Below are 22,958 nucleotides of genomic sequence, written 5' to 3'. Positions count from 1 at the left end.
TCAGTCTCCTTGGAGGGTGGGGACGACCATCGGCGTGTCCGTCACCGGGTCGGGGACGATGATGCTCGGCAGGTCGAAGACTTCTTTGATCAGCGCGCTGTCCACGACCTCCGAGGGGTCGCCCTCGGCGACGACGCGGCCGTCGCGCATGGCGATCAGGTGGTCGGCGAACCGGCACGCCTGGTTGATGTCGTGGAGGACGGCGATCACGGTGCGGCCCTCGTCGCGCAGTCCTGCCAGCAGGCCGAGCAGCTGGTACTGGTGGGTGATGTCGAGGAAGGACGTCGGTTCGTCGAGCAGCAGGTAGGGGGTCTGCTGGGCGAGCACCATCGCCATCCAGACCCGCTGGCGCTGTCCTCCGGACAGCTCCTGCACCGGGCGGTCTGCCAGCTCCGAGACCCCGGAGGCGGCCATGGCCCGGGTGACGGCCCGCTCGTCCTGAGGCGACCACAGTGCGAGGAGCCCCTGGTGGGGGAACCGTCCGCGGCCCACGAGCTGACGGACCTTGATGTCGTCGGGTGCCAGCGGGTCCTGGGGGAGGAAGCCGAGCTGCTTGGCCAGCGCCTTGCCGGGATAGTCGCCGACCTCGCGCCCGTCGAACGTCACCTGTCCGTCGGCAGGCTGCAGCAGCCTGACCAGCGCGCGGAGCAGGGTCGACTTGCCGCAGGCGTTGGGGCCCACGATGGCGGTGAACGCGGCGTCGGGGACGTCCAGGCTCAGGCGGGTGGAGACCACCCGCTCTCCGTAGCGCAGGGTGATGTCCCGCGCCGTCAGGCGTGCGGTCATGCGCGCCTCACCTCCTTGGTCAGCAGCCAGATCAGGTAGCCCCCGCCGATCGCGGTGCTCACCACGCCGACCGGCAGCGAGACGGGTGCCAGCAGCACCTGGGCGACCAGATCGGCGCCCAGCAGGAGCACCGCGCCGGTGAGCGCGGCGGGAAGCAGCGGCACTCCGGGCGAGCCGGCGAGCCGGCGGCCGATCTGCGGTGCGGCCAGGGCGATGAAGGCGATGGGGCCGGCGACGGAGGTGACCGTCGCCGTGCAGCCGACGCCGACGAAGACCATGAGGAGCCGCAGGCGGTCGAGCCGGACGCCGGTGGTCACCGCGACGGAGTCGCCGAGAGCGGCCTGGTGCACGGCGTGCGCTCCTGCGGTGATCAGGGCCAGCAGCACGCCGATGACGGTGAAGGGGATCCACAGGTCGGACCAGCCCACCCCGTTGAGGGAGCCGGCGCTCCAGCCGACGGCCGCGATGGCGACCTCGAGTTCGGCGCGCAGCACGATCCAGGAGTTGACCGCGGTGACCATGGCGTTGATGCCGATGCCGATCACCACGAGCCGCAGGCCGGAGAAGCCGCGGTCGAAGGACAGCAGGTAGATCACCGCGGCGACGATCAGTCCGCCGAGGACCGAGCCGGCCGCCAGCTGGGACGAGGTGCCCGACAGCACGGTGAGGGCGACGAGCGCGCCGGTGTAGGCGCCCGCATCGAGCCCGATCACGTCGGGGCTGCCCAGCGGGTTGCGGGTGAGGTTCTGGAAGAGCGCGCCGGCCACGCCGAGCGCGAGGCCGAACACCACGGCGGCGGTGACGCGCGAGAGTCGCCACTCCACGATCACCACGGAGGGCTCCGTGCCGGCCAGGGCGGCGAACACCTCGGCGGGGGAGCTCCAGGACGCGCCGTGGCAGAGCCCGAGCAGGGCGAGTCCGAGCGTGCCGGCGACAAGGGCCGCGACGACCGTGGCGAAGCGGGGTTCGAGCCGGATTCCCAGTACGGTCACAGCGTCCCCGCCCCGTGGCGCCGGACGGCCCAGATCAGCATGGGTCCTCCGAGGAACGCGGTCACGATGGCCACCGGCACCTCGCCGGTGGGCAGCAGCACCCGCGACCCCATGTCGGCGAGCAGCAGCAGGATCGGTCCGAGGATCATCGAGTAGAGCAGGAGCCAGGGCACCGAACCCGCCGAGGGCTTGCGCACCAGGTGCGGCACGATGAGCCCGACGAACAGGATCGGCCCGGCCACCGCCGTCGCGGCGCCGGAGAGCACGATGATGAGCACCAGCGTGCTGGAGCGCAGGCGTGCGACCCCGGCGCCGAGCGTATGGGCCACGGTCTCGCCGAGGGCCAGCGCGTTGAGGGCGCGGCTGATCACCAGCGCCCCCAGCAGGGACCCGGCGATCGCGGCCAGCGGCAGGAGCAGCGGGGCCTGTTCGCGGGCCGCCAGCGACCCCACCGACCAGAACCGGTAGACGTCGAAGACGTCCGGGAACATCAGCCGCATGCCGAGGGCGATGCCGGTGAGGACGGCGGTCAGCGCCACCCCGGCGAGCACCAGGCGCAGCGGTGACCGCCGGCCGACCGCGGCGACCAGCAGTGCCGCGGCCACCGATCCGAGGACAGCGAGAGCGAGTTCGCCGGCGGGACCGGCGGCCACGCCGAGCGCTGACCCGAGGGTGATGGCGAACCCGGCGCCCGCGGTGACGCCGAGGACGCCGGGTTCGGCCAGCGGGTTGCGGGCCAGCGTCTGGATGAGTGCGCCCGCGACGGCCAGTGCGGCGCCCACGGCGACGGCCAGCAGCGCGCGTGGCGCCCGGACGTCCCGTACGACCACGTGGTCGTCGGTGCCCTGGTAGTCCAGGAGGGCCTGCAGGACCTCGGTCGGCGCGACGGAGCGTGCGCCGACTCCGAAGCTGAGCACGGCGACCAGGGTCAGGAGTGCGAGCCCGCCGACGAGGAGACCGACGCGCGCGACGGTCTCCCCGGTGCTCGCGGTCTTCGTCGCGGGAACGGCTGCCGTCACTGATCCAGCAGCGGCGCGAACGCCTTGGCGGCCGCGTCGAGGGTCTGCTTGGCCTGCCCGTAGGTCGCGGCCTCCGTGTAGCGGATCGGGAAGGTCTTCCCGGCCTTCACGGCGGGAAGGTTCTTCCACAGCGGGGAGTCCATGACGTACTGCACCGACTCGGGGACGCTGCCGTCGGCGTTGACGGAGTAGGTGAGGGCGTCCGCGTCGCCCAGGGAGTCCGGGATCTCCTCGATCGAGGGGTACTCGCTGACCGAAGCCGAGCCCGGGCCGGGCTCCTGGACCTCGCCGTAGTACGTCGCGCCCATGTCCTCGACGATGTTGGGACCCCATGACCCGCTGAACTCGCGGTGGAAGGTGCCCTTGGCCACCTCGCCGTACGCGCCGACGTGGCCCATCTTCAGTTCCGGGAGAACGTCCTTGTACTTCTCGCTCAGCGTCTCGGCCTTGGCCTCGTACTCGGCCTTCACGGCGTCGAAGCGCTCGAGGGAACCGGCGGCGTCGGCCTGCTTGTGGGAGAGCTCGCGCCAGGCGGACGGCACGGTGGGGCCGATCGCGACGACCGGGGCGATGGACTCCAGCCGCTCGACGTCGATGTCGCCGAGGACGGGGGCCGGAACGCCGATGACGATCAGGTCGGGGTCGACCTCGGCGATGGCCTCGTAGTTGGTCTCGGCCGCCTGCTCGCCGGCGATCTTGGTGAGTTTCTTGTAGCGGGCGAGCGTCTCGTCGTCCATCATCGGGACGCCGCGCTTCCAGGAAGAGATGCCGACCAGCGGTGCGTCGGCCTCGATGAGGGCGGGCACGGCGTATCCGGTGGCCACCACGCGCTGCGGGTCGGCGGGGATGGTGATCTTCCCGTTGTCGGCCTTGAACGCCCGGGTCTCCCCCCTGCCGTCCTTGTCCGTCCCGGCCTCGGACGTGCCGCAGCCGGTAAGGGCCAGGGCCAGAGCGAGGGCGCCGACGAGGGCGGAGGTTCTGCGTATCGCCATGCGAAGTTCCTTCGTGGTTCAGAGGGTTCAGCCAAAGGCTTAGGTAAGGCTCACCTTATCGTGCAGGACCGGAGCAGCACGACGGGGCAGAGGTGTGATGTGGTGCGTGCCGCCGGGGTGGCGGGCCGTCAGTGGTCCTCGTCGAAGGCCGCGACACCGCGCTTCCAGTAGCCGGTGATGTCGTAGTCGGCCCGGTCCAGCTTCAGCGTGTCGCGGACCCAGCGGCGCAGCGGTTTGATCTGGCCGGCTTCGCCGGCGACCCAGACGTACAGCCTCTCCCCCTCGGCCGGGGACACCCCGGTGGCGGCGCGTTCCAGGGCGTCGCCGGAGCCGGCCGGACGATCCCCGCGGTACAGCCAGTGCACCTCGACACCGTCGGGTGCGGACAGCTCGATCTCCTCCGCCGCGTCGGCGACTTCGACGAAAGCCCACCCCCGCGCGCTTCGCGGCAGTTCCTCGAGCCGCCGGGCGATCGCCGGTAGGGCGGTCAGGTCACCCGCCATCAGATACCGGTCGTACGCGTGCGGGACGATCAGGCCGCCGGGCGGACCTGCCACGTGCAGCACGTCACCCGGACGGGCGGTCCGCGCCCAGCCGGACGCGAGGCCGCCCTCATGCAGCGCGACGTCGATGTCGATCTCCCGCGCGGCCGGGTCGTAACGGCGCACCGTGTACTCCCGCGCGGTGGGCATCGGCCGCGGCCAGCGCAGCATGGTCCCGTTCGGCTCGGGCAACCGCAACGAGCCGTCCGGCTCCGGGAAGATCAGCTTGACGTGCTCGTCCGGCGCGTGCGCCTCGAACCCGTCGGTGCCCTCGCCACCGAGGGTCACCCGCAGCAGACCCGTCCCCACCGCGACGGTGCGGACGACCTCGGTCCTGCGGATACCGATGGGGTAGCCCACCTTCGCGGCGGAGCGCCCCGCGCGGACCTCGGCGATGCGTTCCAGGTGGCGCTGCCTGTCGTCGACGAGACTCATTCCGGCCCACCCGTCAGCAGCGCCGTCCAGTGGCCGAGTTCGGGCCGCTCGGCGAGGTCGGGGAATTCCAGCGTGGACGCGCCCTCGGCGCGCCAGCGCTCGACCAGCGTCATGATCCGCATCGAGTCCAGGCCGAGGTCGATCAGGTCCTGGTCGGGCGCGATCGCGGCGGGCTCGCAGTCCAGCAGCTCCGCGACGTCGGCGCGGACCCGGTCGGGAGTCAGGGTCGGGTTCATCGGGCGGCTCCTGCCGGGATCGGTGCCGACAGCGCGGCCAGCGCGTCGGCGGTGGTGGTCACAACGCCGCAGCGCTGGGCGACGTAGGCGCAGGTCTCGTCGTGGCGTTCGCGGGAGAAGTCGGCCACCGCGTCGGCCACCAGGAACGGCTGGACGTCGCGCATGAACGCCTCCACGGCGGTGGACTGCAGACCGATGTGCGCGTAGATGCCGGTGATCAGCAGCTGGTCGCGGCCCAGTTCGGCCAGCCGGTCGGCGAATGCGCTGCGCTGGAAGGCGCTGTAGCGCCACTTGACCAGCACCTCGTCGTCTTCGCCCGGCGCGAGCGCGTCGACGATGTCGGCCGCCCGCGGGTCGGAGTCGATGACCGCGCCGATGCCCTGGCCCCAGAACTCGGTGAGCAGCCCCCGGTCCGCGGGGTCCTGCCGACCGGGCTGCGCGGTGTAGAACACCGGCACGCCCTGCGCGCGGGCGGACTCGGCGAGGCGGGCGATGTTCGCCGTCATCTCGGGCACCGGCGCCCCCGCGTACGGGGCCAGGAAATACCGCTGCATGTCGTGGACCAGCAGCGCCGCGCGTGTCCGGTCGGGCCGCCATCCGACCCGCCCCTCGGGCAGTTCGTCGGCCCGGGGCAGCGGATAGGGCCTGATCTCGGGTAGGGACACGCTCGTCACTCCTTCCGCGCGAGCGCGGCCAGTGCCGCCCTCAGCTCGCGCTTGCTCGTCTTGCCGACCCCGGTCACCGGGAAGTCCTCGACCACCTGGACCAGATCCGGCACCTTGAACGCGGCCACGCCCCGGTCGCGCACGAACGCGCGCAGGTCGCGTCCGGCCGGCGAGGCCCCGGCGGCGGGCACCACGTAGGCGCAGGTCCGTTCGCCCAGGTACGGGTCGGGCACCGCGACCACCGCGGCGTCGAGCACGTCCGGGTGGGCCATGAGGTGGTTCTCGACCTCTGCCGCGGCGATCTTCTCACCGCCCCGGTTGATCTGCTCCTTGGCCCGGCCCACGACCTCCAGCTGTCCGGTGGGGGTGCGGCGTACCAGGTCGCCGGTCCGGTAGAAGCCGTCCGCGGTAAACGCCGTGGCGTTGTGCTCCTCGGCCCGGTAGTAGCCGCGGATGGTGTACGGGCCCCGGGTCAGCAGCGCGCCCTCCTCCCCCGGCGCGACGTCGGCGTCGGTGTCGGGGTCGACCACGCGGATCTCGTCGTCCGGCGAAATGGGGAGCCCCTGCGTGCCGAGCACGGTCTCCTCGGGGTCGTCCAGCCGGGTGTAGCAGACCAGCCCCTCGGCCATGCCGAAGACCTGCTGCAGCCTGCAGCCCAATGCGGGGCCGATGCGTTCGGCGAGCTCGCGACCGCACTTGGCGCCGCCGACCAGCAGCACCTCCAGGGAGGACAGGTCACGTTCGGTGCGGGTGGCCGCCTGCACCCAGGCGGCGGCCAGCGGCGGCACCACGCCGGTGATCGTGACCCGCTCGGCTTCGATCAGCCGGAACGCGGTGTCCGCGTCCGGACGCGGCGCCATCACCGTGGCGGCGCCCGCGTACAGCGCACCCAGCACCCCGGGCGAGCTCAGCGGGTAGTTGTGCGACACCGGCAGCGTGGCCAGGTGGACGCTGTCAGGGCGCAGCCCGCAGATCCGGGCGCTCTCCCGCACGCTGTACAGGTAGTCGTCGTGAGTGCGGGGGATCAGCTTCGGCAGCCCGGTGCTGCCGCCCGAGAGCTGCAGGAAGGCCACGCCCTCCGGGTCGGGGTCGGGCAGTTCGCGCGGCGCGGTCGCGGCAAGGTCGGCGAACGCGTCCGACCCGACCTCCAGCACCCGCCGCACGGAGCCGACTTCGGCGGCGACGGCGCGTGCGGTCGCCGCGTGGTCGTGCCGGTCGTGGGTGCCGACAGTGACGAGGGCAGCCGCCTCGCTGTGCGACGCGAAGTGCCGCAGCTCACTCTCCCGGTGTGCGGGAAGGGCGAACACGGGAAGCAGGCCCGCCCGCCACATGCCGAACACCACCGGCAGGAACTCCGGGATGTTGGGCAGCTGCAGCACGACGCGGTCGCCGGGCAGGAGCCCTTCCGCCAGCAGGCCGGCCGCGATCCGGTGTGCCCGCTCGTCCAGTTCGGCGAAGGTCCAGCGGCTGTCCCCGCCCACGACGGCCGTGCGGTCGGCGTACGCGCCGGCCAGCGACGTCAGCAGGGCGCCGAAGGTCTGCCCGCGCCAGTGTCCGGCCGCGCGGTACCGCGCGGCCGCCTCCGGCGGCCAGGGTACGTGGTCCACGGTCACGCGACGTCCTCCAGTCCGAGTGCACGCAGCAGCGTACGGAACTTCGCTCCGGTCTCGGCCAGTTCGGCGTCCGGGTCCGAGCCGGCGACGATCCCTGCGCCGGCCGAGAGCCGGACCGTCCGGTCGCACACCACGGCGCTGCGGATCGTCACCGCCCACTCGCCGTCGCCGTCCAGGCCGGTCCAGCCGACCAGTCCCGCGAAGTAGCCGCGCTCCTCCGGTTCCAGGTCCGCGATGGCCCTGAGCGCCCGGTGCCCGGGCACGCCGCACACCGCGGGCGTCGGGTGCAGCGCTTCGGCCAGGCCCAGCGACGAGCAGGCGGGATCGGCCGGGTCCCTGAGCCGCCCGGTGATCCGGGTGGACAGGTGCCACATGGTCGGCGTCCCGATCACCTCGGGGCGTTCCGGCACGTGGAGGTCGACGCAGAAGCGGCCCAGCACCTCGGCGACCTGGGCGGCGGTGTGGGCGTGTTCGCCGAGGTCCTTGGCCGAGTCGCGAAGCCGCGCGATCCGTTCGCGGTCGACCGCGTCGTCGCCCGACCGGGGCGCCGATCCGGCCAGCGGGTTGGCCACGACGGTCGCACCCCGGCGGGACACCAGGAGTTCCGGGCTCGCGCCGACGAGCGTACGCGGTGCCCAGTCGCCCGGGGCCGTGACGTCGACGGCGAAGGCGTAGGCGGCCGGGTCCGCCCGCACCAGCCGGGCCAGCAGCGCGGGGACCCAGACGGGGGCCTCGGCGGTCAGTTCCAGGGAGCGGGCCAGCACGACCTTGCGCAGTTCGCCGTCGCGGATGAGTTCCAGCGCGCGGCGCACGCCGTCGGCGTAACGGGCTGGTTCGGGGCGGGGCGTGACCGTCCATGCCGTTCCGGGCTCCGCCTCCGGGGCGCGTACCGCAGCCGGTGCGGCCGAGCGCCGCACGACCGAGGGGACGAACAGGCCGCTCTCCCCCTCCGGGCGGAACCTGACCGCTCCCGCGACCACGGGCTCGGCGACACCCGCCGTCGCGGCGGCCTCGAGCGCCTCGGCCGCGGCCATGACACGTGCGCCGCTCCCCGGTCGCACCCAGGAGTGCACGCCGTCGGCGAGCAGCGCCCCTCGGGCGGAGGAGAAGTAGAACGAGCCGGGCAGGTACGCGGACAGGAGGTCGGCGGCCCGGTGCACGGGCCTGGGGCGCACCAACGGGGGTATGGACACGTCAGCGATTTCCTTTCTCAGGCGCGCAGCGTCGCGCCGCCGTCGACGAACAGGTTCTGCATCGTGATGTGCCTGGCGTGGTCGGAGACAAGGAACAGGACGGCATCGGCGATGTCGGCCGGCGAGGCGATACGGCCCAGCGGGATGCCGACGCGGTACTGCTCGGGACTGCCGGCGATCACCCGGTCGAGGTCGTCCTCGCAGGTCCACAGCTGACGCTGCATCAGGGTGTCGGTGGAGCCGGGCGAGATCACGTTGCAGCGGATGCCGTGGGCGGCCAGTTCGAGCCCCAGGCAGCGGGTCAGCATCGTGGACGCGGCCTTGGACGCGGCATACGCGCCCATGCCCGCGCGCGGCACGCCGCCGGCGTTGGAGGTGACGGTCACCAGCGACCCGCGGCCGCGCGGCGTCATCCTGCGGCCCAGTTCGCGCAGCACGTGGAACACCCCGGTGGTGTTCACGGAGAAGGTGTCCGCCCAGTCCTCGTCGGTGGTCTCGCACAGCGGACCCGGCCGCAGGACGCCCGCGACGGACACCCCGATGCCGACCGGTCCGAGGTCCCGCTCCGCCCGGTCGACGACCTCGGCGATCGCAGCGGCGTCGGCCACGTCGGCGGTGAACGGGACGACCCGTCCCTGTGAACGGTCCGCGAGGGACGACAGGCCTTCGGCGTCCACGTCGACCGCGGCGACGGTCGCACCCTCGCGCACCAGTTCCTCGACCACCGCGGCGCCGATTCCCCTGGCCGCGCCGGTGACGAAGGCCACCGAGCCCGCGACTCCCGTATCCCGGGCTGACATGCGTCTCCCCCCGATCCATCAGACTAGGTAAGGCTAACCTAATCAGCAGTTCGGGGGTGTGGCAAGTCGGGGTCGGTGCGCGGCGCGTGGGGCCGACGCCTTCGCACGGACGCCTCTTCCTCCCCGCCGAGCGCACGCCCCGGGGCGCACGGCCCCGGCCGGGCGGGAGAGCGGGCGGACGGAGGGGACGACAGGTCCTCCGGCGGCCACCCCTCCCCCAACTCTGCAGACAGCACAGCCGGTTGGGTCCTCGGCCCGGAGGGTGACGTCGAGCCCGATCTCCTCGGTGACCTCCGCCCGACACAGTTCCGCTCGCGCCGTGTCGAACCGCAGCACCACCGCGCCCGGTGCGGTCTGCTCGGCGGCGGCCTCCAGCCGGCCCGAGAGCGTGCCCCGGGCCCTGACCCGGTCGTGCACGGGTGTCGGTGCGATGTCGGTGAAGTCCAGCCAGGCGGTGAGGAGCCCGTGCGGGGCGCACAGCGCCTCGACGGTCAGCCGGCTGTCGGCGGGGGCGTGGAGATGCACCCGGCCCCGGCCGTCGGCGCTGTGCATGCCGATCAGGTCGTACGCGTTGCTGCGCGTCGTCAGGCTCAGCGACTCGGCGACGGCGGACCTGAGCCGCTCCGCGCTGCTGGGACGTCCGTCGTGGGCCGGGAAGCGGACCATGAAGCCTAGCTAGGCGAGGTTACCGAAGTGAGCTGAGCCCCGGAGTCGTCACCGGGCGGCGGGTCCCGCCGCTCACACCGCGAAGGAGATCCAGACGTCCGGGGGCACGTCGTCCCGTCCGGGCACCGGACGCCGCTCCTCCGCCCAGGACTCCCCCGCGATTTCCCCGGCGACCCGGCGCCAGAAGCGTGCCGCGCCCTCGTTCGCGTCCTGGAACGCCAGCTCCCACGCCCCGGGGTGCCGCTCCAGCACCTCGCGCGCGGCCCGCAGACCGATCCCGGACCTCCGCACCGCCCGGACCACGAAGAAGGCGTTCAGCACCCGCCTCGGCGCGGTCAGTCCTCGGACCAGCGCCAGCCCGACGGGGCGGCCGCTCCCCACCACGAGGTAGGCCGCCCAGTCCGGATCTGCGCGCAGCACCGGCTCCAGACGGTCGCGCCGGTACCAGCCGTCGGGGTCGGGCAGCCCACCCTGGAACTCGGACATGTCGTGCCGGAACATCAGCCACAGTCGCTCCAGCACAGGGAACTCACCGGACCCGACCAGCCGCACCGTCGTCTCGTCCACGTGTCCACCCCCTGCACGGGCGCAGCGTCCACCGCGCCCATGCCCGCTCGTCACGCGCCCGTCACTCGGGCACCGCCTGCACGCTCTCCGCCACGTTCCCGCTGTGGCACTGCACCGTCGCCACGTCCGGCGCGCTCACCACACGACTGCCCGTCACGACGTAGCCCTGACCCGACTGGAGGTTCCGGCACTGCGCCTGGGCCCGGTAGCGCCCTGTGTCGCACTGCGCCTTCGCCCGCCCGTAGTAGTGGTTGTTCCCCTCGTGCACCCACTCGATCCACGACGTGCAGCCCGTGACGCCCGCCGCCGGGGGCTCGGCCACCGCGTGCACGCTCTCCGCCACGTTCCCGCTGTGGCACTGCACGGTCGCCACGGAAGGCGCACCGGTCACGCGCGTTCCGTAGACGACGTATCCCACCCCGCTCTGCAGGTTGCGGCACTGCGCCTTCACCCGATAGGTGCCGGTGGCGCACTGCACGTTCGCGCGCCCGTAGTAGTGGCTGTTCCCCTCGTGCACCCACTCGACCCACGACGTGCAGCCCGAGGGCGCAGCCGCGGGGGCGGCCTGCGGCGCGGCGGGCGCCCCGCCCGTCGGCGTGGCTGCCTGAGCTGGGCCCGCCATCAGCCCCAGCCCGAGGAGAGCCGTCGCGAGAGCGAGTATCCGACGTCTGAACACCATTGCCTCCAGGAACTGTTGAGAGCATGCCCGGCGGGCATGAAGTCATGGAAAGTACCACCGGGCCGCCCCTCTGCAGGGGCGGCCCGGAAGACTTCTGGAGGTCCCCCGCGACCCCGGGGACGACCGGTGTACCGCCCGCGGCGGCAGGGAACCCCACCGAACCCCACCGGCCGGACCGAGCGGCGGGGTGCGTGCCGAGCGCGCGGCCGCCCGTCTGTCCCAGCGGTCGGCGCCCGACCTTCCCTCCGGGCTGGTACGACGGATCGGTCACTCCCGGCGAGGCGGGCCAGGCCGTCCTGGTCGCGCACGTGGACTCCACCTCGCTCGCCCGTACCGCGATCGCGCAGACCAGCGGCTGGTGGACGGCGCAACGGCCGACGCTGCTCCCCACCCCGCCCGTCCGGGCCGGTGAGAAATGCAGTAGAGCAATGCGCGCCGAGTCGCGATGCTCATGGGGTGGGCGAACCGGGTATCCCCAAGAGGGCGCCGACCGGGTCGCGCGCGCCGTCCTGCTCGGCCCCGAAGCCTTCTCCCCGGGCCGAGTTCCGAGAGAAAGCGCAGGTGAGGTCGTGATCAACAAGCGTCAGACGCTGGTTCTCAATGCCGGCTTCGAGCCGCTGTCGACGGTGTCGCTGCGACGCGCGGTGGTCCTGGTGATGCAGGACAAGGCCGTCGTGGAGCAGTCACACCCCGGCCTCCGCGTGCGCGCGGCCCGTCTCGACCTTCCGGTGCCACAGGTGGTGAGACTCTGCAGATATGTCCGGGTCCCGTTCCGACAACGGGCGCCGTGGTCGCGCCGCGGTGTGCTGGTCCGGGACCGGCACCGGTGCGCCTACTGCGGGCGCCGTGCGACCACGGTCGACCACGTGGTGCCGCGCTCCTGCGGCGGCGGCGACACCTGGCTGAACACCGTGGCGGCGTGTGCGACGGACAACCACCGCAAGGCCGACCGCACGCCGGTCCAGGCCGGCATGCGGCTGCTCACACAGCCGTTCGAGCCGACGCCGGCGGACGCGCTGCTGCTCGCGCTCAACCTGCGGGACGGCGACGCCCTGCCCGAATGGCTCGGCATGCGGGGCGGAGGGGCCGCGGCGGTCAGTTCAGCAGCAGCTGGATGATCGCGGCCAGTCCCACCGCCACGATGACGCCGCGCAGCACCGTCGGCGGCAGCCGGCGCCCGATGCGGGCGCCGAGCTGCCCGCCGACGGTGGAGCCCACCGCGATGAGCAGCACCGCGGTCCAGTGGAACTCGGCGACGAACAGGAAGAAGACCGCCGCGACGCCGTTGACGACGGCGCTCAGCACGTTCTTCACGGCGTTGATGCGCTGCAGGTCGTCGGGCAGCAGCAGGCCCATCAGAGCCAGGTAGATGACGCCCTGGGCGGCGCCGAAGTAGCCGCCGTAGGCGCTGGCGACGCCCATGCCGCCGAGCAGGGTCGGCCCGCCGTGCACCGGCGGCCTGCGGTCTTTCTGCTCACGGCGGCGCTGCATCGCGCGGGAGAGCCGGGGCTGGAGGACGACGAGGACCAGGGCGACGGCGATGAGGGCGGGCACGATGAGCTCGAACGCGTCGGGCGGCAGCACGATGAGCAGCGCGGCCCCCGCCAGCGAGCCGACCAGGGCGACGGCGCCCAGCCGCAGGATGCGGGCGCGCTGGCCCTTGAGTTCGCGGCGGTAGCCGATGGCTCCGCTGACCGATCCCGGCACCAACCCGAGGGCGTTGGAGACGTTGGCGGTGACGGGCGGCAGGCCGACGGCGAGGAGCACGGGGAACGTGATGAGGGTGCCGGACCCCACGACGGTGTTGATGGCGCCGGCCCAGATGCCGGCGACGCAGACGGCCGCCATCTCCCAGATGCTCACGCGCTGACCCCTCGGCTGATCGGTGCTCGGGGCACCGATCATGCCCGAGAGAGGTGGCGACGGTGCAGCCGGGTCTCACTCCGTGGGCCGCACGCGGTGCGGTGCCCGCGGCGGGCGCGGGGCGGTCAGTCGATGGGAGGCTGCTGGCGCGGGGTCTTGGTCAGGCCCGTGCCGGACTGACCGCCGGACCCTCCGGTGCTGCTGCTGCCGGGGCGGAAGCCGTCCAGAGCCCCGCCGAGGCCCTTCAGGGCGTCGCCGATCTCGCTGGGCACGATCCAGAGCTTGTTGGCGTCGCCCTCGGCGATCTTCGGCAGCATCTGCAGGTACTGGTAGGAGAGCAGCTTCTGGTCCGGGTCGCCGGCGTGGATCGACTCGAAGACGGTACGGATGGCCTGGGCCTCGCCCTCGGCGCGCAGGGCCGCGGACTTGGACTCGCCCTCGGCCCGGAGGATCGCCGACTGCTTCTCGCCCTCTGCGGTGAGGATCGCGGACTGGCGTACGCCCTCGGCCTGGAGGATCGCGGCGCGCTTGTCGCGGTCGGCGCGCATCTGCTTCTCCATCGAGTCCTGAATGGAGGTCGGGGGCTCGATCGCCTTGAGCTCCACGCGGTTGACGCGGATGCCCCACTTGCCGGTCGCCTCGTCGAGGACGCCGCGCAGCGCGGCGTTGATCTCCTCGCGGGAGGTCAGGGTCCGCTCCAGGTCCATGCCGCCGATGATGTTGCGCAGGGTGGTGACGGTGAGCTGCTCGATCGCCTGGATGTAGCTGGCGACCTCGTACGTGGCCGCGCGGGCGTCGGTCACCTGGTAGTAGATGACGGTGTCGATGTTGACGACCAGGTTGTCCTGGGTGATGACCGGCTGCGGCGGGAACGGGACGACCTGCTCACGGAGGTCGACGCGGTTGCGAATGGTGTCGATGAACGGCACCACGATGTTGAGTCCCGCGCTGAGGGTGCGGGTGTACCGGCCGAAGCGTTCCACGATGGCCGCGCTCGCCTGCGGAATGACCTGGATCGTCTTGATGAGTGCGATGAAGACCAGCACCACCAGGATGATCAGGACGATGATGATGGCGTCCATCGCCTCTCCCCCTGTCGTTGTCGTCAGCACTGAGCCGGGCACACTGCGTGGAGCTTCCGTCACCCGGGGATCAGCATACGTGTCATCCCATCACGACCGCCGTGGCGCCGTCGATCTCCACCACGTCGACGCGCGCGCCCGCTTCATAACTGGCGCCGTCGTCGAGGGAGCGCGCCGACCAGACCTCGCCGGCCAGCTTGATCCGCCCGCCCTGCCCGTCGACCCGTTCCAGTACCACGGCCTGACGGCCGGTCAGCGCGTCGACTCCGCTGCGGTGCGCGGGCACCTGCGTGCGGGAGCGCTTGACCAGGGGGCGTACGACGAGGAGCAGCGCGACTGAGACCGCGACGAACACCAGTGTCTGCGCGACGATTCCGCCGCCGAGCGCGGCGGTGACGGAGCCCGCCAGCGCCCCGACCGCGAACATGCCGAACTCCGGCATCGCGGTGAGTACGAGAGGGATGCCCAGCCCTACGGCGGCGATCAGCCACCACACCCATGCGTCCACCCGCCTTATGGTAGGCGGAAGATCAGCTGAGCGGCAGACCCTGTGCCATCCAGCGGTCGCCGTTCTGCTCGACGACGAGCGGAAGGCCGAAGCAGAGCGAGAGGTTGCGCGAGGTCAGCTCGGTCTCGATCGGCCCGGCGGCCAGCACTTTGCCCTGACGGATCATCAGCACGTGGCTGAAGCCGGGAGCGATCTCCTCGACGTGGTGGGTGACCATCAGCATGGAGGGGGCGTACGGGTCGCGGGCGAGGCGGCCGAGGCGGCGCACCAGGTCCTCGCGGCCGCCCAGGTCCAGACCGGCGGCGGGCTCGTCGAGCAGGAGGAGTTCGGGGTCGGTCATCATGGCGCGGGCGATCATGGTGCGCTTGCGCTCGCCCTCGGAGAGGGTGCCGAACTTCCGGTCCAGGTAGTCGCTCATGCCCAGGCGGTCGAGGAAGGCCAGGGCGCGGTCGCGGTCGATGTCGTCGTAGCTCTCCCGCCAGTGCGCGGTCATGCCGTACGCGGCGGTGAGGACGGTCTCGAGCACCGTCTGGGAGCGGGGCAGCTTCTCGGACAGCGCCATACCGGCCATGCCGATGCGGGGCCGCAGGTCGAAGACGTCCACGTTGCCCAGGCGGTCGCCGAGGACGGTGGCGGTGCCGGTGGTCGGGAAGAGGTAGCTCGAGGCGATGTTGAGGAGCGTGGTCTTGCCGGCGCCGTTGGGGCCAAGGATGACCCAGCGCTCGCCCTCCTTGACCGACCAGGAGACCTCGTCCACGAGTGCGCGGCCCTCGCGGACCACTGATACGTCCACCAGGTCCAGTACGTCGCTCATGAGCGTGTCGTCTCCCCATGCTGTCGGTGAAGTCGCTTCTGCCGGTGCCCTGCGGGCACAGGCCCATGGGAAAACCTACGCCACACCTCCACCGGTACGGCTCCCGAGGTCGCCGGGCGGTCCCGGTCCCTGCGCGGCCCCACGGCCTACGCTGGTGCACATGCTCGAGGAGACGCGTTCAGGACGGCTGGCCGCCTGGGGGAACGCCCTGCTGGCCGGGGCGGTGTCGCCCGACGAGGCGGCGTCGCGCATCACCGCGGAGGACGCCCGGCACCGGGTGGCCGGGCTGCCGGGGCCGGAGGGAGCGGCGGACGGCGACGTGGCGGGACTCACGCTGGCGCTGGGGCGGCTGCGCGCGCTGGGCGCCGTGGGTCTGCGGCTCGCGCTGCCCGCTTCTGGTCATCCGCTGGGGCTGAGCGGACCGCCTGAGTTCAACACCCTGGCGCTGGAGGCCGGGGAGGCGGTGGTGGCCTCGGGGGCGGGGCTGGGCCTGGTGCCCGAGGTGCACGAGGCGGGTCCGGCGACGGACGGTGCGGACCCCCTCGACACCCACGTGGAGGTGGTGTGGCGGTGTCTGCCGGTGCGGGAGGCGCCGCCGGCGGACGTGCCGTCGCTGGCCGAGGCGGAGCGTGAACTGGCGGAGGCACTGCGGGAGGCGACGCAGGTGCTGACGCGGCTGGACGTGGCCGGATCCGGGACCGTCGCCGACGCGGCGCTGGAGGCGTACCGTGCGCGCGCCGAGGCGGGTCGGCGGCTGCTGGCGCCCGGGTATCCGCCACGTGCGGTGCGGGTGCTGGAGCTGGCGCAACGGGTCGGCGCCCTGGTGGCCATCGCCGAAGGGGACGGTGCCACGCACGGCACGGCGATGAGCGCCTCGCAGATCGCCGCCCGCGCGGAGGCGCTGCGGCCCGTGGAACGTACGGCCCGGCGGGCGCAGGTGGCGGCCTACAACGCCGGTGCGGAGGAACTGGAGCGGCGTCGGGGCTGAGACCACGCGGGCGGGAACGCGCCGGGGCCCCGCGGTGCGTGCACCGCGGGGCCCCAGGCCGACGCGCGTCGGTCACTTGACGACGCAGGTGTTCCCGAAGGCCGGGTTCAGCAGCGCGATGACGTTCACGGTGTTGCCGCAGACCTGGACCGGCACGTCCACGGGCACCTGCACGACGTTGCCCGAGAGGACGCCCGGCGAGTTCGCGGCGACCGCGTCGGCGGAGGCACCGTCGTGCGCGACGGCGGCACCGGCTCCGGACACGGCGAGCCCGGCGGCGGCGACGGCGACCGTGGCGATCCTCTTCATGTTCTTCATCAGGGCGATCTCCCTCCTGGCGAGTGGCTGCGGCGGCCGCCGCAGCACGCCTTGGAGAACGGGCCCGGGCCGATGGGGATGCGCCCGCCGCGGCACGACCACCCGTCGGAATGAATCCTGCGCGGCAACAGGGCGACCGGACCCGTCCGGCCGTGCCGCCGGGAGGGTGACGGAGAGCTGCCGGACGGCTGCGCACGCCCCGGGCGAGCGGAGGGCCGCGTCTCAGCCGGCCAGCCCGTGCCGTACGGCCCACAGCGCGGCCTGGGTGCGATCGGCCAGGTCCAGCTTCATCAGGATGTTGGAGACGTGGGTCTTGACCGTCTTCTCGGACAGCACCAGCGCACGGGCGATCTCGCGGTTGGAGCGGCCGTCGGCGATCAGGCCGAGCACCTCGTGCTCGCGGTCGGTGAGCGCGGGGCCGCGTCCGTTGCCGCCGCCGTCCCCGTCGGACAGCAGCGCCCCGGCGACCTCGGGCTGGAGCAGCACGTGGCCGGCGTGCACGGAGCGGATGGCGTCGGCGAGGGCGTCCGGATCGACGTCTTTGTAGACGTACCCGGCGGCTCCGGCGCGCAGCGCGGGCACCACGGTGCGCTGCTCGGTGAAGCTGGTGACGATCAGCACCCGCGCCGGGTTGTCGAGTTCGCGCAGGCGGCGCAGCGCCTCGATGCCGTCCGTGCCGGGCATCTTCACGTCCATCAGCACGACGTCGGGCAGGAGTTCCGCGGCTCGGGCCACGCCCTCGTCGCCGTCGGCGGCCTCGCCGACGACCTCGATGTCCTCCTGCACCTCCAGGAAAGTGCGCAGCCCACGCCGTACGACCTGGTGGTCGTCCACCAGCAGGACCCTGATCGGGGCCGTCTCAACCACCGGGCACCTCCAGTTCGATCGTGGTGCCCTTCCCGGGCTCCGACTGCACGGTGAGGCTGCCGCCGATGCCGCCGGCCCGGTCCCGCATGGAGACCAGGCCCAGGTGGCGCCCGGCGCAGCGTACGGCACGCGGGTCGAAGCCGATGCCGTCGTCGGTCACCCGGAGGACCGCGCCCGGGTCACGGCGGGTGAGGCTGACCTCGACCCGGCGGGCGCCGGAGTGCCGCAGCGCGTTGTGCAGCGCCTCCTGGGCCACCCGCAGCACGGCCTCCTCCTGTGCCGCGGGCAGCGCGCGCACCCCCGCGGGGGTGAAAGTGACGCGGGCCGCGTGGGCGCGGTCGAGGACCTGCACCTGGGTGCGGAGGGCGGCGATCAGGCCGTCGTCGTCGAGGGCGGCGGGGCGCAGTTCGACCACGGCGGCGCGCAGTTCGTCGGCGGCCTCGGCAGCGAGGGCGGCGACCTGGTGCAACTCGCCCTTGGCGCGGGCCGGATCGCGGTCCACGAGGGCGCTGGCGGCCTGGGCGGTGAGGCGGAGGGAGAACAGCTTCTGGGAGACGGCGTCGTGGAGTTCGTGGGCGATGCGGGAGCGTTCGCCGGTGATGGTCAGTTCCCGGCTGCGCTCGTAGAGGCGGGCGTTCGACAGGGCGATGGCGGCGTGCTGGGCGAGCAGGCCGAGGAGTTCCTCGTCGGCCTCGGTGAAGCCGCAGGTACCGGCGGGTTTCGCGCAGCGCTTGTTGGCGAGGAAGAGGGCGCCGAGGACCTCGTCGTCACCGGTGATGGGCATGCCGAGGAAGTCGGCGAGCTCGGGGTGGGCGGAGGGCCAGCCCTCGAAGCGGGGGTCGTCGCGGACGTCGGCGAGCCGCTGGGGGCCCTCGTGGAGCATCGCTGCCAGGATGCCGTGCTGCCGGGGCAGCGGGCCGATGGCCTTCCACTCGGCGTCACTGACTCCGGCGACGACGAACTGGGCGAAGCCGCCGTGGTCGTCCGGCACACCGAGGGCCGCGTACTCGGCGTCCAGGAGGTCGCGCGCGGAGGCCACGATCGTCTGGAGGACCTCGCGTACCTCGAGCCGGCGGTTCATGGCGAGGAGCGCCTCGCTGACTGCTGCCAGACCGGATCGGGGGACCATGCGATCACCGTACCGGCCCTGGCCGGGGCCGGTATCGGGCACGCGTGGGAGGGGGCCGGGACCGGGGTCCTAGGACCTTCGGTCCCGGCCCCGTCAGCGGCCGGTGCGGGCGGGCGTCACTTGCGCATGACCTCGGGCTCGTGGCGGCGCAGCAGCCGGGCCACGGCGAGGCAGCACAGGACGCCGAGGGCGAGGAGGATGGTCATGTCGAGCAGGTAGGTGCCGACGCTGTGCTCCCACAGCGGGTCGAGGTCGTTCGGCTTCTCCCGGTCCCAGGGAGCCATGGTGTGCGACAGGTCCGCGGACGCGCCCGCCGCGCCGATGGCCCAGCGCGACGGCATCAGCCAGGCGAGCTGGGTGATCCCCGGGGAGCCGAAGATCTGGAAGAGCACGCCGGTGAACACCACCTGCACGATCGCGAACATCACCAGCAGCGGCATGGTCTTCTCTGCCGTCTTCACCAGGGAGGAGATGACCAGACCGAAGGCCATGGAGGTGAAGCCGAGCGCGATGATCGCCAGGCACATCTCGACCGCGGGCGGCATGAGCAGCCCCTCCTCCGGCAGGGTGCGCACGGAGAAGCCGATGAGGCAGATGATCACGCCCTGCAGGGCCGTGATCAGGCTGAGGACGACGACCTTGGACATCAGGTACGCGGAGCGGGACAGGCCGGTGGCACGTTCGCGCTCGTAGATGACCCGTTCCTTGATCAGTTCGCGGACGGAGTTGGCCGCACCGGCGAAACACATGCCGACGGCGAGGATCAGCAGGATGGTGCCGGCGTCCTGGTTGTGGCCGCGCGGGTTGTCGGTGTTGGGGCCGAGGCCGTAGTCGGACGGGATGAGGGTGCTGACCACGCCGAGAATGGCGGGCAGCAGCAGCATCAGGGCCATGAAGCCCTTGTCCGAGGCGATCACGGACAGGTAGCGGCGGGTCAGCGTCCACCACTGCGAGCCCCAGCTCTGCGGCTTCTGCATCCGGGCGGGCGGCTGCGGAACGGCCTGGTACGGCAGAGCGGCCGACTGCGGCTGCGGGGAGGCGGCGATCTCCGCGGCGTACATCTGGTAGTGCTGCGAGCCCTGCCAGCGCCCCATCCAGTCGTAGCTGCGGTAGTTCTCGAAGGCGGAGAACACGTCGGCCCAGGTGTCGTAGCCGAAGAAGTTCAGGGCCTCCTCGGGCGGGCCGAAGTAGGCGACGCCGCCGCCCGGTGCCATCACCAGCAGCTTGTCGCAGAGGGGGAGTTCTGCGACCGAGTGGGTGACCACGAGAACGGTGCGGCCGTCGTCGGCGAGGCCGCGCAGCAGTTGCATCACGTCGCGGTCCATGCCCGGGTCGAGGCCGGACGTGGGTTCGTCCAGGAAGATCAGCGACGGCTTGGTCAGCAGCTCCAGGGCCACCGAGACGCGCTTGCGCTGCCCGCCCGACAGCGAGGTGATCTTTTTGGTGGCGTGGATGTCGAGCTTGAGCTCGGCCAGCACCTCCTCGATCCGGGCGTTGCGCTCGGTCTCGGCGACGTCGCCGGGAAAACGGAGCCGCGCCGCGTAGCGCAGGGCGGTGCGGACCGTCAGCTCCTTGTGCAGGATGTCGTCCTGCGGCACCAGGCCGATGCGCTGGCGGAGTTCGGCGAACTGCTTGTACAGGTCGCGGTTGTCGTAGAGGACTTCGCCCACGTCGGCGGGCCGGTAGCCGGTGAGGGCGCGCAGCAGCGTGGACTTGCCGGAGCCGGACGGGCCGATGACGGCGACCAGCGACTTCTCCGGGACGCCGAACGTGACGTCATTGAGGATGACCTTGCCGCCGTCGACCTTGACGGTCAGGTGGCGGGCGGAGAACGACACCTCGCCGGTGTCGACGAACTCCTCGAGCCGGCCGCCGACCACGCGGAAGGTGGAGTGGCCGACGCCCACGGTGTCGTGCGCGGTGATCAGCGCGGTGCCGGACTTGGGCAGCGGCTGGCCGTTGACGTAGGTGCCGTTGTGGCTGCCGAGGTCGCGGATCTCGAAGCGGCCGTCGGGCGTGGCTCGGAACTCGGCGTGGTGGCGGGAGACCTGGAGGTCGGAGACGACGAGTTCGTTCTCCAGCGATCGGCCGATGCGCATCACACGGCCGAGGTCGAGGCGGTGGAACGTGGTCGGGCTGCGATCGCCGCCCCCGTCCGGCTGCTGCGGCGCGCGCTGCGCGGGCGGAGTGGAGGCGGGTCGCGACGGCTGCGCCGGGTGCGGTGCGTACTGCGGCGCCTGGTGGGACTGTGCCTGGTGGGGAGGGGCGTACTGCGACGCCTGCTGCGGTACGGACGCCTGCTGAGGGTGGCCGGGGCCCCAGCCCTGCGGGGGTGTGCCCTGCCCGGGCCCCTGCGGGTACGGCTGCCCGGGCGCGCCCTGCGGGGCCGGTGCCGTCGCGGGCGCCGCAGCCGGAGCTGCCGCGGGGGCGGCGCTGGACGCGGCGACGGGGGCCAGAGCAAGCCGGGGCCCGTTCGTGGCGTTGCCCAGGTGGACGGCGGCGCTCTGCCCGACCTCCAGCTGCTGGACGCGCTGCCCGCCGGCATAGGTGCCGTTGGTGCTGCCGAGGTCCTCCAGCACCCACCCGGTCCCGCTCCAGCGGAGCGCGGCGTGCCGCCAGGAGACCCGGGCGTCGTCGATCACCACCTCCCCCTGCGGATCACGGCCGAGGTGGTGTGTTCTGGACGGATCGAGCGTCCAGGTCCGTCCGTTCAGTTCCAGTGCGAGTTCCGGCACTCCATGCCCCACGTTGTCGTCCCCCGAGATGCCCCCGCGGCGGAAGGCCCGGGGGTGGCGGTTCATCGGAGGGCACTATTTCAGGCTTCGCCGCCGGGGAGAAAGCCGACCCGTGCAACGTCCCTGTCGCGAGGCGCCCCGGGCCCGGTGAGGCGTCGCCCCGCGCGGCTCCGTCCGCGATGCGGTCCGGGCGGCGAACACCCCCGGAACGGCGCTACCGTGGAAGCACCATGACCCCATCGCAGGCCACAGCGCCCCCGGCGTCCCTCTCCGACGACACGCCCACCCTCCTGGTCAAGATCTTCGGCAGGGACCGGCCGGGCATCACGGCCGGTCTCTTCGAGACGCTCGCCCCGTACGCGGTCGATGTCGTCGACATCGAGCAGCTGGTCACCCGTGGCCGGATCACGCTGTGCGCGCTCGTCACCTCCCCCGGCGGGGGGACCGCCGAGGGCGAGCTGCGGGCGACCGTGCACAGCTGGGCCGAGGCGGTCGGCATGGAGGCGGAGATCATCTCCGGCACCGGCGACAACCGGCCCCGCGGCACGGGACGGTCGCACGTGACCGTACTCGGGCATCCCCTGACCGCGGGATCGACCGCCGCCATAGCGGCCGGCATCACCGGGACCGGCGCCAACATCGACCGTATCTTCCGACTGGCCAAGTACCCGGTGACGGCCGTCGAGTTCGACGTCTCGGGCACCGCGACGGAAACGCTCCGCACGGTGCTCGCGCAGCAGGCGGCGCGGCACGGGGTCGACGTCGCCGTGGTCGCGTCCGGGCTCGCGCGCCGAGCGCAGCGCCTGGTCGTGATGGACGTGGACTCCACACTGATCCAGGACGAGGTCATCGAGCTGTTCGCGGAACACGCGGACTGCGCGGGACAGGTCGCCGAGGTCACCGCCCGCGCGATGCGCGGCGAGCTGGACTTCGAGCAGTCGCTGCACGCCCGGGTCGAACTGCTGGCCGGGCTGGACGTCTCGGTGGTGGAGCAGGTGCGCAAGGCGGTCCGCCTCACCCCCGGGGCCCGCACCCTGGTGCGGACGCTGAAACGGCTCGGGTTCCAGGTGGGCGTGGTCTCGGGCGGATTCACGCAGGTCACCGACGCGCTGCAGGAAGAACTCGGCCTGGATTTCGCCTCGGCGAACACCCTGGAGGTCGTCGACGGCAAGCTGACCGGCCGTGTCACGGGCGAGGTGGTGGACCGGGCAGGGAAGGCGCGGCTGCTGCGCCGTTTCGCGTCCGAGGCGGGCGTGCCGCTGGCACAGACCGTCGCGATCGGGGACGGTGCCAACGACCTCGACATGCTGAACGCGGCAGGTCTCGGTGTGGCGTTCAACGCCAAGCCGGTGGTCCGGGAGGCCGCGCACACGGCGGTGAACGTCCCGTTCCTGGACACGGTGCTGTACCTGCTGGGCATCACGCGCGACGAGGTCGAGGCCGCCGACATCGCGGAGTGACGCCGCCGC

24 protein-coding genes are annotated in these 22,958 nt (G+C 72.6%); 3 read left to right on the top strand and 21 right to left on the bottom strand.

All coding sequences use genetic code 11. The features are described from left to right. The 13 genes from E4198_RS22665 to E4198_RS22605 all read right to left on the bottom strand — a co-directional run bounded on the left by E4198_RS22665 (position 1) and on the right by E4198_RS22605 (position 11,185). Positions 1–786 carry an ABC transporter ATP-binding protein gene (locus E4198_RS22665; RefSeq protein ID WP_136184781.1) on the bottom strand — a complete coding sequence of 262 codons (786 nt, stop codon included), beginning with the start codon at positions 784–786 and terminating at the stop codon, positions 1–3. Further along, on the bottom strand, positions 783–1,778 hold the full coding sequence (locus E4198_RS22660) for an iron chelate uptake ABC transporter family permease subunit (RefSeq protein ID WP_136184780.1): 996 nt from the start codon (positions 1,776–1,778) through the stop codon (positions 783–785). The genes E4198_RS22665 and E4198_RS22660 overlap by 4 nt, the downstream gene beginning before the upstream one ends. Further along, entirely contained in the window at positions 1,775–2,710 is a 936-nt protein-coding gene (locus E4198_RS22655; protein WP_348771326.1) for an iron chelate uptake ABC transporter family permease subunit, read from the bottom strand. The genes E4198_RS22660 and E4198_RS22655 overlap by 4 nt, the downstream gene beginning before the upstream one ends. An 83-nt stretch (positions 2,711–2,793) precedes the next feature. Then, positions 2,794–3,789, bottom strand: coding sequence for an ABC transporter substrate-binding protein (locus tag E4198_RS22650; protein WP_136184778.1), 996 nt, complete (start codon positions 3,787–3,789; stop codon positions 2,794–2,796). A 128-nt stretch (positions 3,790–3,917) separates the two neighbouring features. After that, on the bottom strand, positions 3,918–4,766 hold the full coding sequence (locus tag E4198_RS22645; protein ID WP_136184777.1) for a siderophore-interacting protein: 849 nt from the start codon (positions 4,764–4,766) through the stop codon (positions 3,918–3,920). Then, entirely contained in the window at positions 4,763–5,002 is a 240-nt protein-coding gene (locus tag E4198_RS22640) for a phosphopantetheine-binding protein (RefSeq protein WP_136184776.1), read from the bottom strand. Before E4198_RS22640 ends, E4198_RS22645 begins: the two co-directional genes overlap by 4 nt. Next, positions 4,999–5,667 (bottom strand): isochorismatase family protein, encoded by a 669-nt coding sequence (locus tag E4198_RS22635; protein WP_136184775.1) that lies wholly within the window; start codon positions 5,665–5,667, stop codon positions 4,999–5,001. The genes E4198_RS22640 and E4198_RS22635 overlap by 4 nt, the downstream gene beginning before the upstream one ends. A 5-nt stretch (positions 5,668–5,672) precedes the next feature. Beyond that, complete coding sequence (locus tag E4198_RS22630; protein ID WP_136184774.1) at positions 5,673–7,280, bottom strand: AMP-binding protein; 1,608 nt, start codon at positions 7,278–7,280, stop codon at positions 5,673–5,675. After that, positions 7,277–8,473, bottom strand: coding sequence for an isochorismate synthase (locus tag E4198_RS22625; RefSeq protein ID WP_136184773.1), 1,197 nt, complete (start codon positions 8,471–8,473; stop codon positions 7,277–7,279). The genes E4198_RS22630 and E4198_RS22625 overlap by 4 nt, the downstream gene beginning before the upstream one ends. Positions 8,474–8,490: 17 nt before the next feature. Further along, on the bottom strand, positions 8,491–9,273 hold the full coding sequence (locus E4198_RS22620; RefSeq protein WP_136184772.1) for a 2,3-dihydro-2,3-dihydroxybenzoate dehydrogenase: 783 nt from the start codon (positions 9,271–9,273) through the stop codon (positions 8,491–8,493). 42 nt (positions 9,274–9,315) lie between these two features. Then, on the bottom strand, positions 9,316–9,939 hold the full coding sequence (locus tag E4198_RS22615) for a hypothetical protein (protein ID WP_136184771.1): 624 nt from the start codon (positions 9,937–9,939) through the stop codon (positions 9,316–9,318). 72 nt (positions 9,940–10,011) lie between these two features. Beyond that, complete coding sequence (locus tag E4198_RS22610) at positions 10,012–10,440, bottom strand: GNAT family N-acetyltransferase (protein ID WP_136185565.1); 429 nt, start codon at positions 10,438–10,440, stop codon at positions 10,012–10,014. 127 nt (positions 10,441–10,567) lie between these two features. Beyond that, the gene (locus E4198_RS22605; protein WP_136184770.1) at positions 10,568–11,185 is read right to left on the bottom strand and encodes a hypothetical protein; all 618 of its coding nucleotides are present in this window, start codon (positions 11,183–11,185) and stop codon (positions 10,568–10,570) included. Between the two features lie 569 nt (positions 11,186–11,754). Here E4198_RS22605 and E4198_RS22600 point away from each other — a divergent pair. Continuing rightward, positions 11,755–12,303, top strand: coding sequence for an HNH endonuclease (locus E4198_RS22600; protein ID WP_247597803.1), 549 nt, complete (start codon positions 11,755–11,757; stop codon positions 12,301–12,303). On the opposite strand, the gene E4198_RS22595 is transcribed toward E4198_RS22600, so the two are convergent. The 4 genes from E4198_RS22595 to E4198_RS22580 form a co-directional block, all read right to left on the bottom strand. Beyond that, on the bottom strand, positions 12,281–13,048 hold the full coding sequence (locus tag E4198_RS22595) for a sulfite exporter TauE/SafE family protein (RefSeq protein ID WP_136184769.1): 768 nt from the start codon (positions 13,046–13,048) through the stop codon (positions 12,281–12,283). The two genes, E4198_RS22600 and E4198_RS22595, sit on opposite strands and share 23 nt — an antisense overlap. Positions 13,049–13,173: 125 nt before the next feature. Further along, positions 13,174–14,130 (bottom strand): SPFH domain-containing protein, encoded by a 957-nt coding sequence (locus tag E4198_RS22590; protein WP_136184768.1) that lies wholly within the window; start codon positions 14,128–14,130, stop codon positions 13,174–13,176. Between the two features lie 82 nt (positions 14,131–14,212). Beyond that, positions 14,213–14,638: an NfeD family protein gene (locus E4198_RS22585; RefSeq protein ID WP_136184767.1), complete on the bottom strand. Its 426-nt coding sequence runs from the start codon at positions 14,636–14,638 to the stop codon at positions 14,213–14,215. Between the two features lie 22 nt (positions 14,639–14,660). Next, positions 14,661–15,452, bottom strand: a complete 792-nt coding sequence (locus E4198_RS22580) for an ABC transporter ATP-binding protein (RefSeq protein WP_136184766.1) — start codon at positions 15,450–15,452, stop codon at positions 14,661–14,663. A gap of 160 nt (positions 15,453–15,612) precedes the next feature. On the opposite strand from E4198_RS22580, the gene E4198_RS22575 reads away from it, so the two are divergent. Further along, positions 15,613–16,440, top strand: a complete 828-nt coding sequence (locus tag E4198_RS22575; RefSeq protein ID WP_136184765.1) for a hypothetical protein — start codon at positions 15,613–15,615, stop codon at positions 16,438–16,440. 72 nt (positions 16,441–16,512) lie between these two features. On the opposite strand, the gene E4198_RS22570 is transcribed toward E4198_RS22575, so the two are convergent. The 4 genes from E4198_RS22570 to E4198_RS22555 form a co-directional block, all read right to left on the bottom strand. Further along, on the bottom strand, positions 16,513–16,758 hold the full coding sequence (locus E4198_RS22570) for a chaplin (RefSeq protein ID WP_027762341.1): 246 nt from the start codon (positions 16,756–16,758) through the stop codon (positions 16,513–16,515). Positions 16,759–16,980: 222 nt separating this feature from the next. Continuing rightward, positions 16,981–17,625, bottom strand: a complete 645-nt coding sequence (locus E4198_RS22565) for a response regulator transcription factor (RefSeq protein WP_136184764.1) — start codon at positions 17,623–17,625, stop codon at positions 16,981–16,983. Further along, complete coding sequence (locus E4198_RS22560) at positions 17,618–18,754, bottom strand: GAF domain-containing sensor histidine kinase (RefSeq protein ID WP_136184763.1); 1,137 nt, start codon at positions 18,752–18,754, stop codon at positions 17,618–17,620. The genes E4198_RS22565 and E4198_RS22560 overlap by 8 nt, the downstream gene beginning before the upstream one ends. Positions 18,755–18,870: 116 nt before the next feature. Then, positions 18,871–21,489, bottom strand: coding sequence for an FHA domain-containing protein (locus tag E4198_RS22555; RefSeq protein WP_136185563.1), 2,619 nt, complete (start codon positions 21,487–21,489; stop codon positions 18,871–18,873). A 230-nt stretch (positions 21,490–21,719) separates the two neighbouring features. On the opposite strand from E4198_RS22555, the gene serB reads away from it, so the two are divergent. Next, positions 21,720–22,949, top strand: a complete 1,230-nt coding sequence (gene serB, locus E4198_RS22550; RefSeq protein ID WP_136184762.1) for a phosphoserine phosphatase SerB — start codon at positions 21,720–21,722, stop codon at positions 22,947–22,949. The last annotated feature ends 9 nt before the right edge of the window (positions 22,950–22,958 follow it).

The sequence above is a fragment of the Streptomyces sp. RKND-216 genome (genome assembly GCF_004795255.1).
In the GTDB taxonomy this organism is placed as follows: Bacteria; Actinomycetota; Actinomycetes; order Streptomycetales; family Streptomycetaceae; genus Streptomyces; species Streptomyces hazeniae.
This window is presented reverse-complemented; position numbering and strand designations above follow the sequence as displayed.

What these genes read in the sequence shown, in the direction of transcription:
- E4198_RS22615 (WP_136184771.1), bottom strand. Translation starts at nt 9,939, where the DNA reads ATGGTCCGCTTCCCGGCCCACGACGGACGTCCCAGCAGCGCGGAGCGG.
- E4198_RS22560 (WP_136184763.1), bottom strand. Translation starts at nt 18,754, where the DNA reads ATGGTCCCCCGATCCGGTCTGGCAGCAGTCAGCGAGGCGCTCCTCGCC.
- E4198_RS22570 (WP_027762341.1), bottom strand. Translation starts at nt 16,758, where the DNA reads ATGAAGAACATGAAGAGGATCGCCACGGTCGCCGTCGCCGCCGCCGGG.
- E4198_RS22590 (WP_136184768.1), bottom strand. Translation starts at nt 14,130, where the DNA reads ATGGACGCCATCATCATCGTCCTGATCATCCTGGTGGTGCTGGTCTTC.
- E4198_RS22665 (WP_136184781.1), bottom strand. Translation starts at nt 786, where the DNA reads ATGACCGCACGCCTGACGGCGCGGGACATCACCCTGCGCTACGGAGAG.
- E4198_RS22580 (WP_136184766.1), bottom strand. Translation starts at nt 15,452, where the DNA reads ATGAGCGACGTACTGGACCTGGTGGACGTATCAGTGGTCCGCGAGGGC.
- E4198_RS22610 (WP_136185565.1), bottom strand. Translation starts at nt 10,440, where the DNA reads ATGTTCCGGCACGACATGTCCGAGTTCCAGGGTGGGCTGCCCGACCCC.
- E4198_RS22620 (WP_136184772.1), bottom strand. Translation starts at nt 9,273, where the DNA reads ATGTCAGCCCGGGATACGGGAGTCGCGGGCTCGGTGGCCTTCGTCACC.
- E4198_RS22605 (WP_136184770.1), bottom strand. Translation starts at nt 11,185, where the DNA reads ATGGTGTTCAGACGTCGGATACTCGCTCTCGCGACGGCTCTCCTCGGG.
- E4198_RS22645 (WP_136184777.1), bottom strand. Translation starts at nt 4,766, where the DNA reads ATGAGTCTCGTCGACGACAGGCAGCGCCACCTGGAACGCATCGCCGAG.
- E4198_RS22640 (WP_136184776.1), bottom strand. Translation starts at nt 5,002, where the DNA reads ATGAACCCGACCCTGACTCCCGACCGGGTCCGCGCCGACGTCGCGGAG.
- E4198_RS22575 (WP_136184765.1), top strand. Translation starts at nt 15,613, where the DNA reads ATGCTCGAGGAGACGCGTTCAGGACGGCTGGCCGCCTGGGGGAACGCC.
- serB (WP_136184762.1), top strand. Translation starts at nt 21,720, where the DNA reads ATGACCCCATCGCAGGCCACAGCGCCCCCGGCGTCCCTCTCCGACGAC.
- E4198_RS22650 (WP_136184778.1), bottom strand. Translation starts at nt 3,789, where the DNA reads ATGGCGATACGCAGAACCTCCGCCCTCGTCGGCGCCCTCGCTCTGGCC.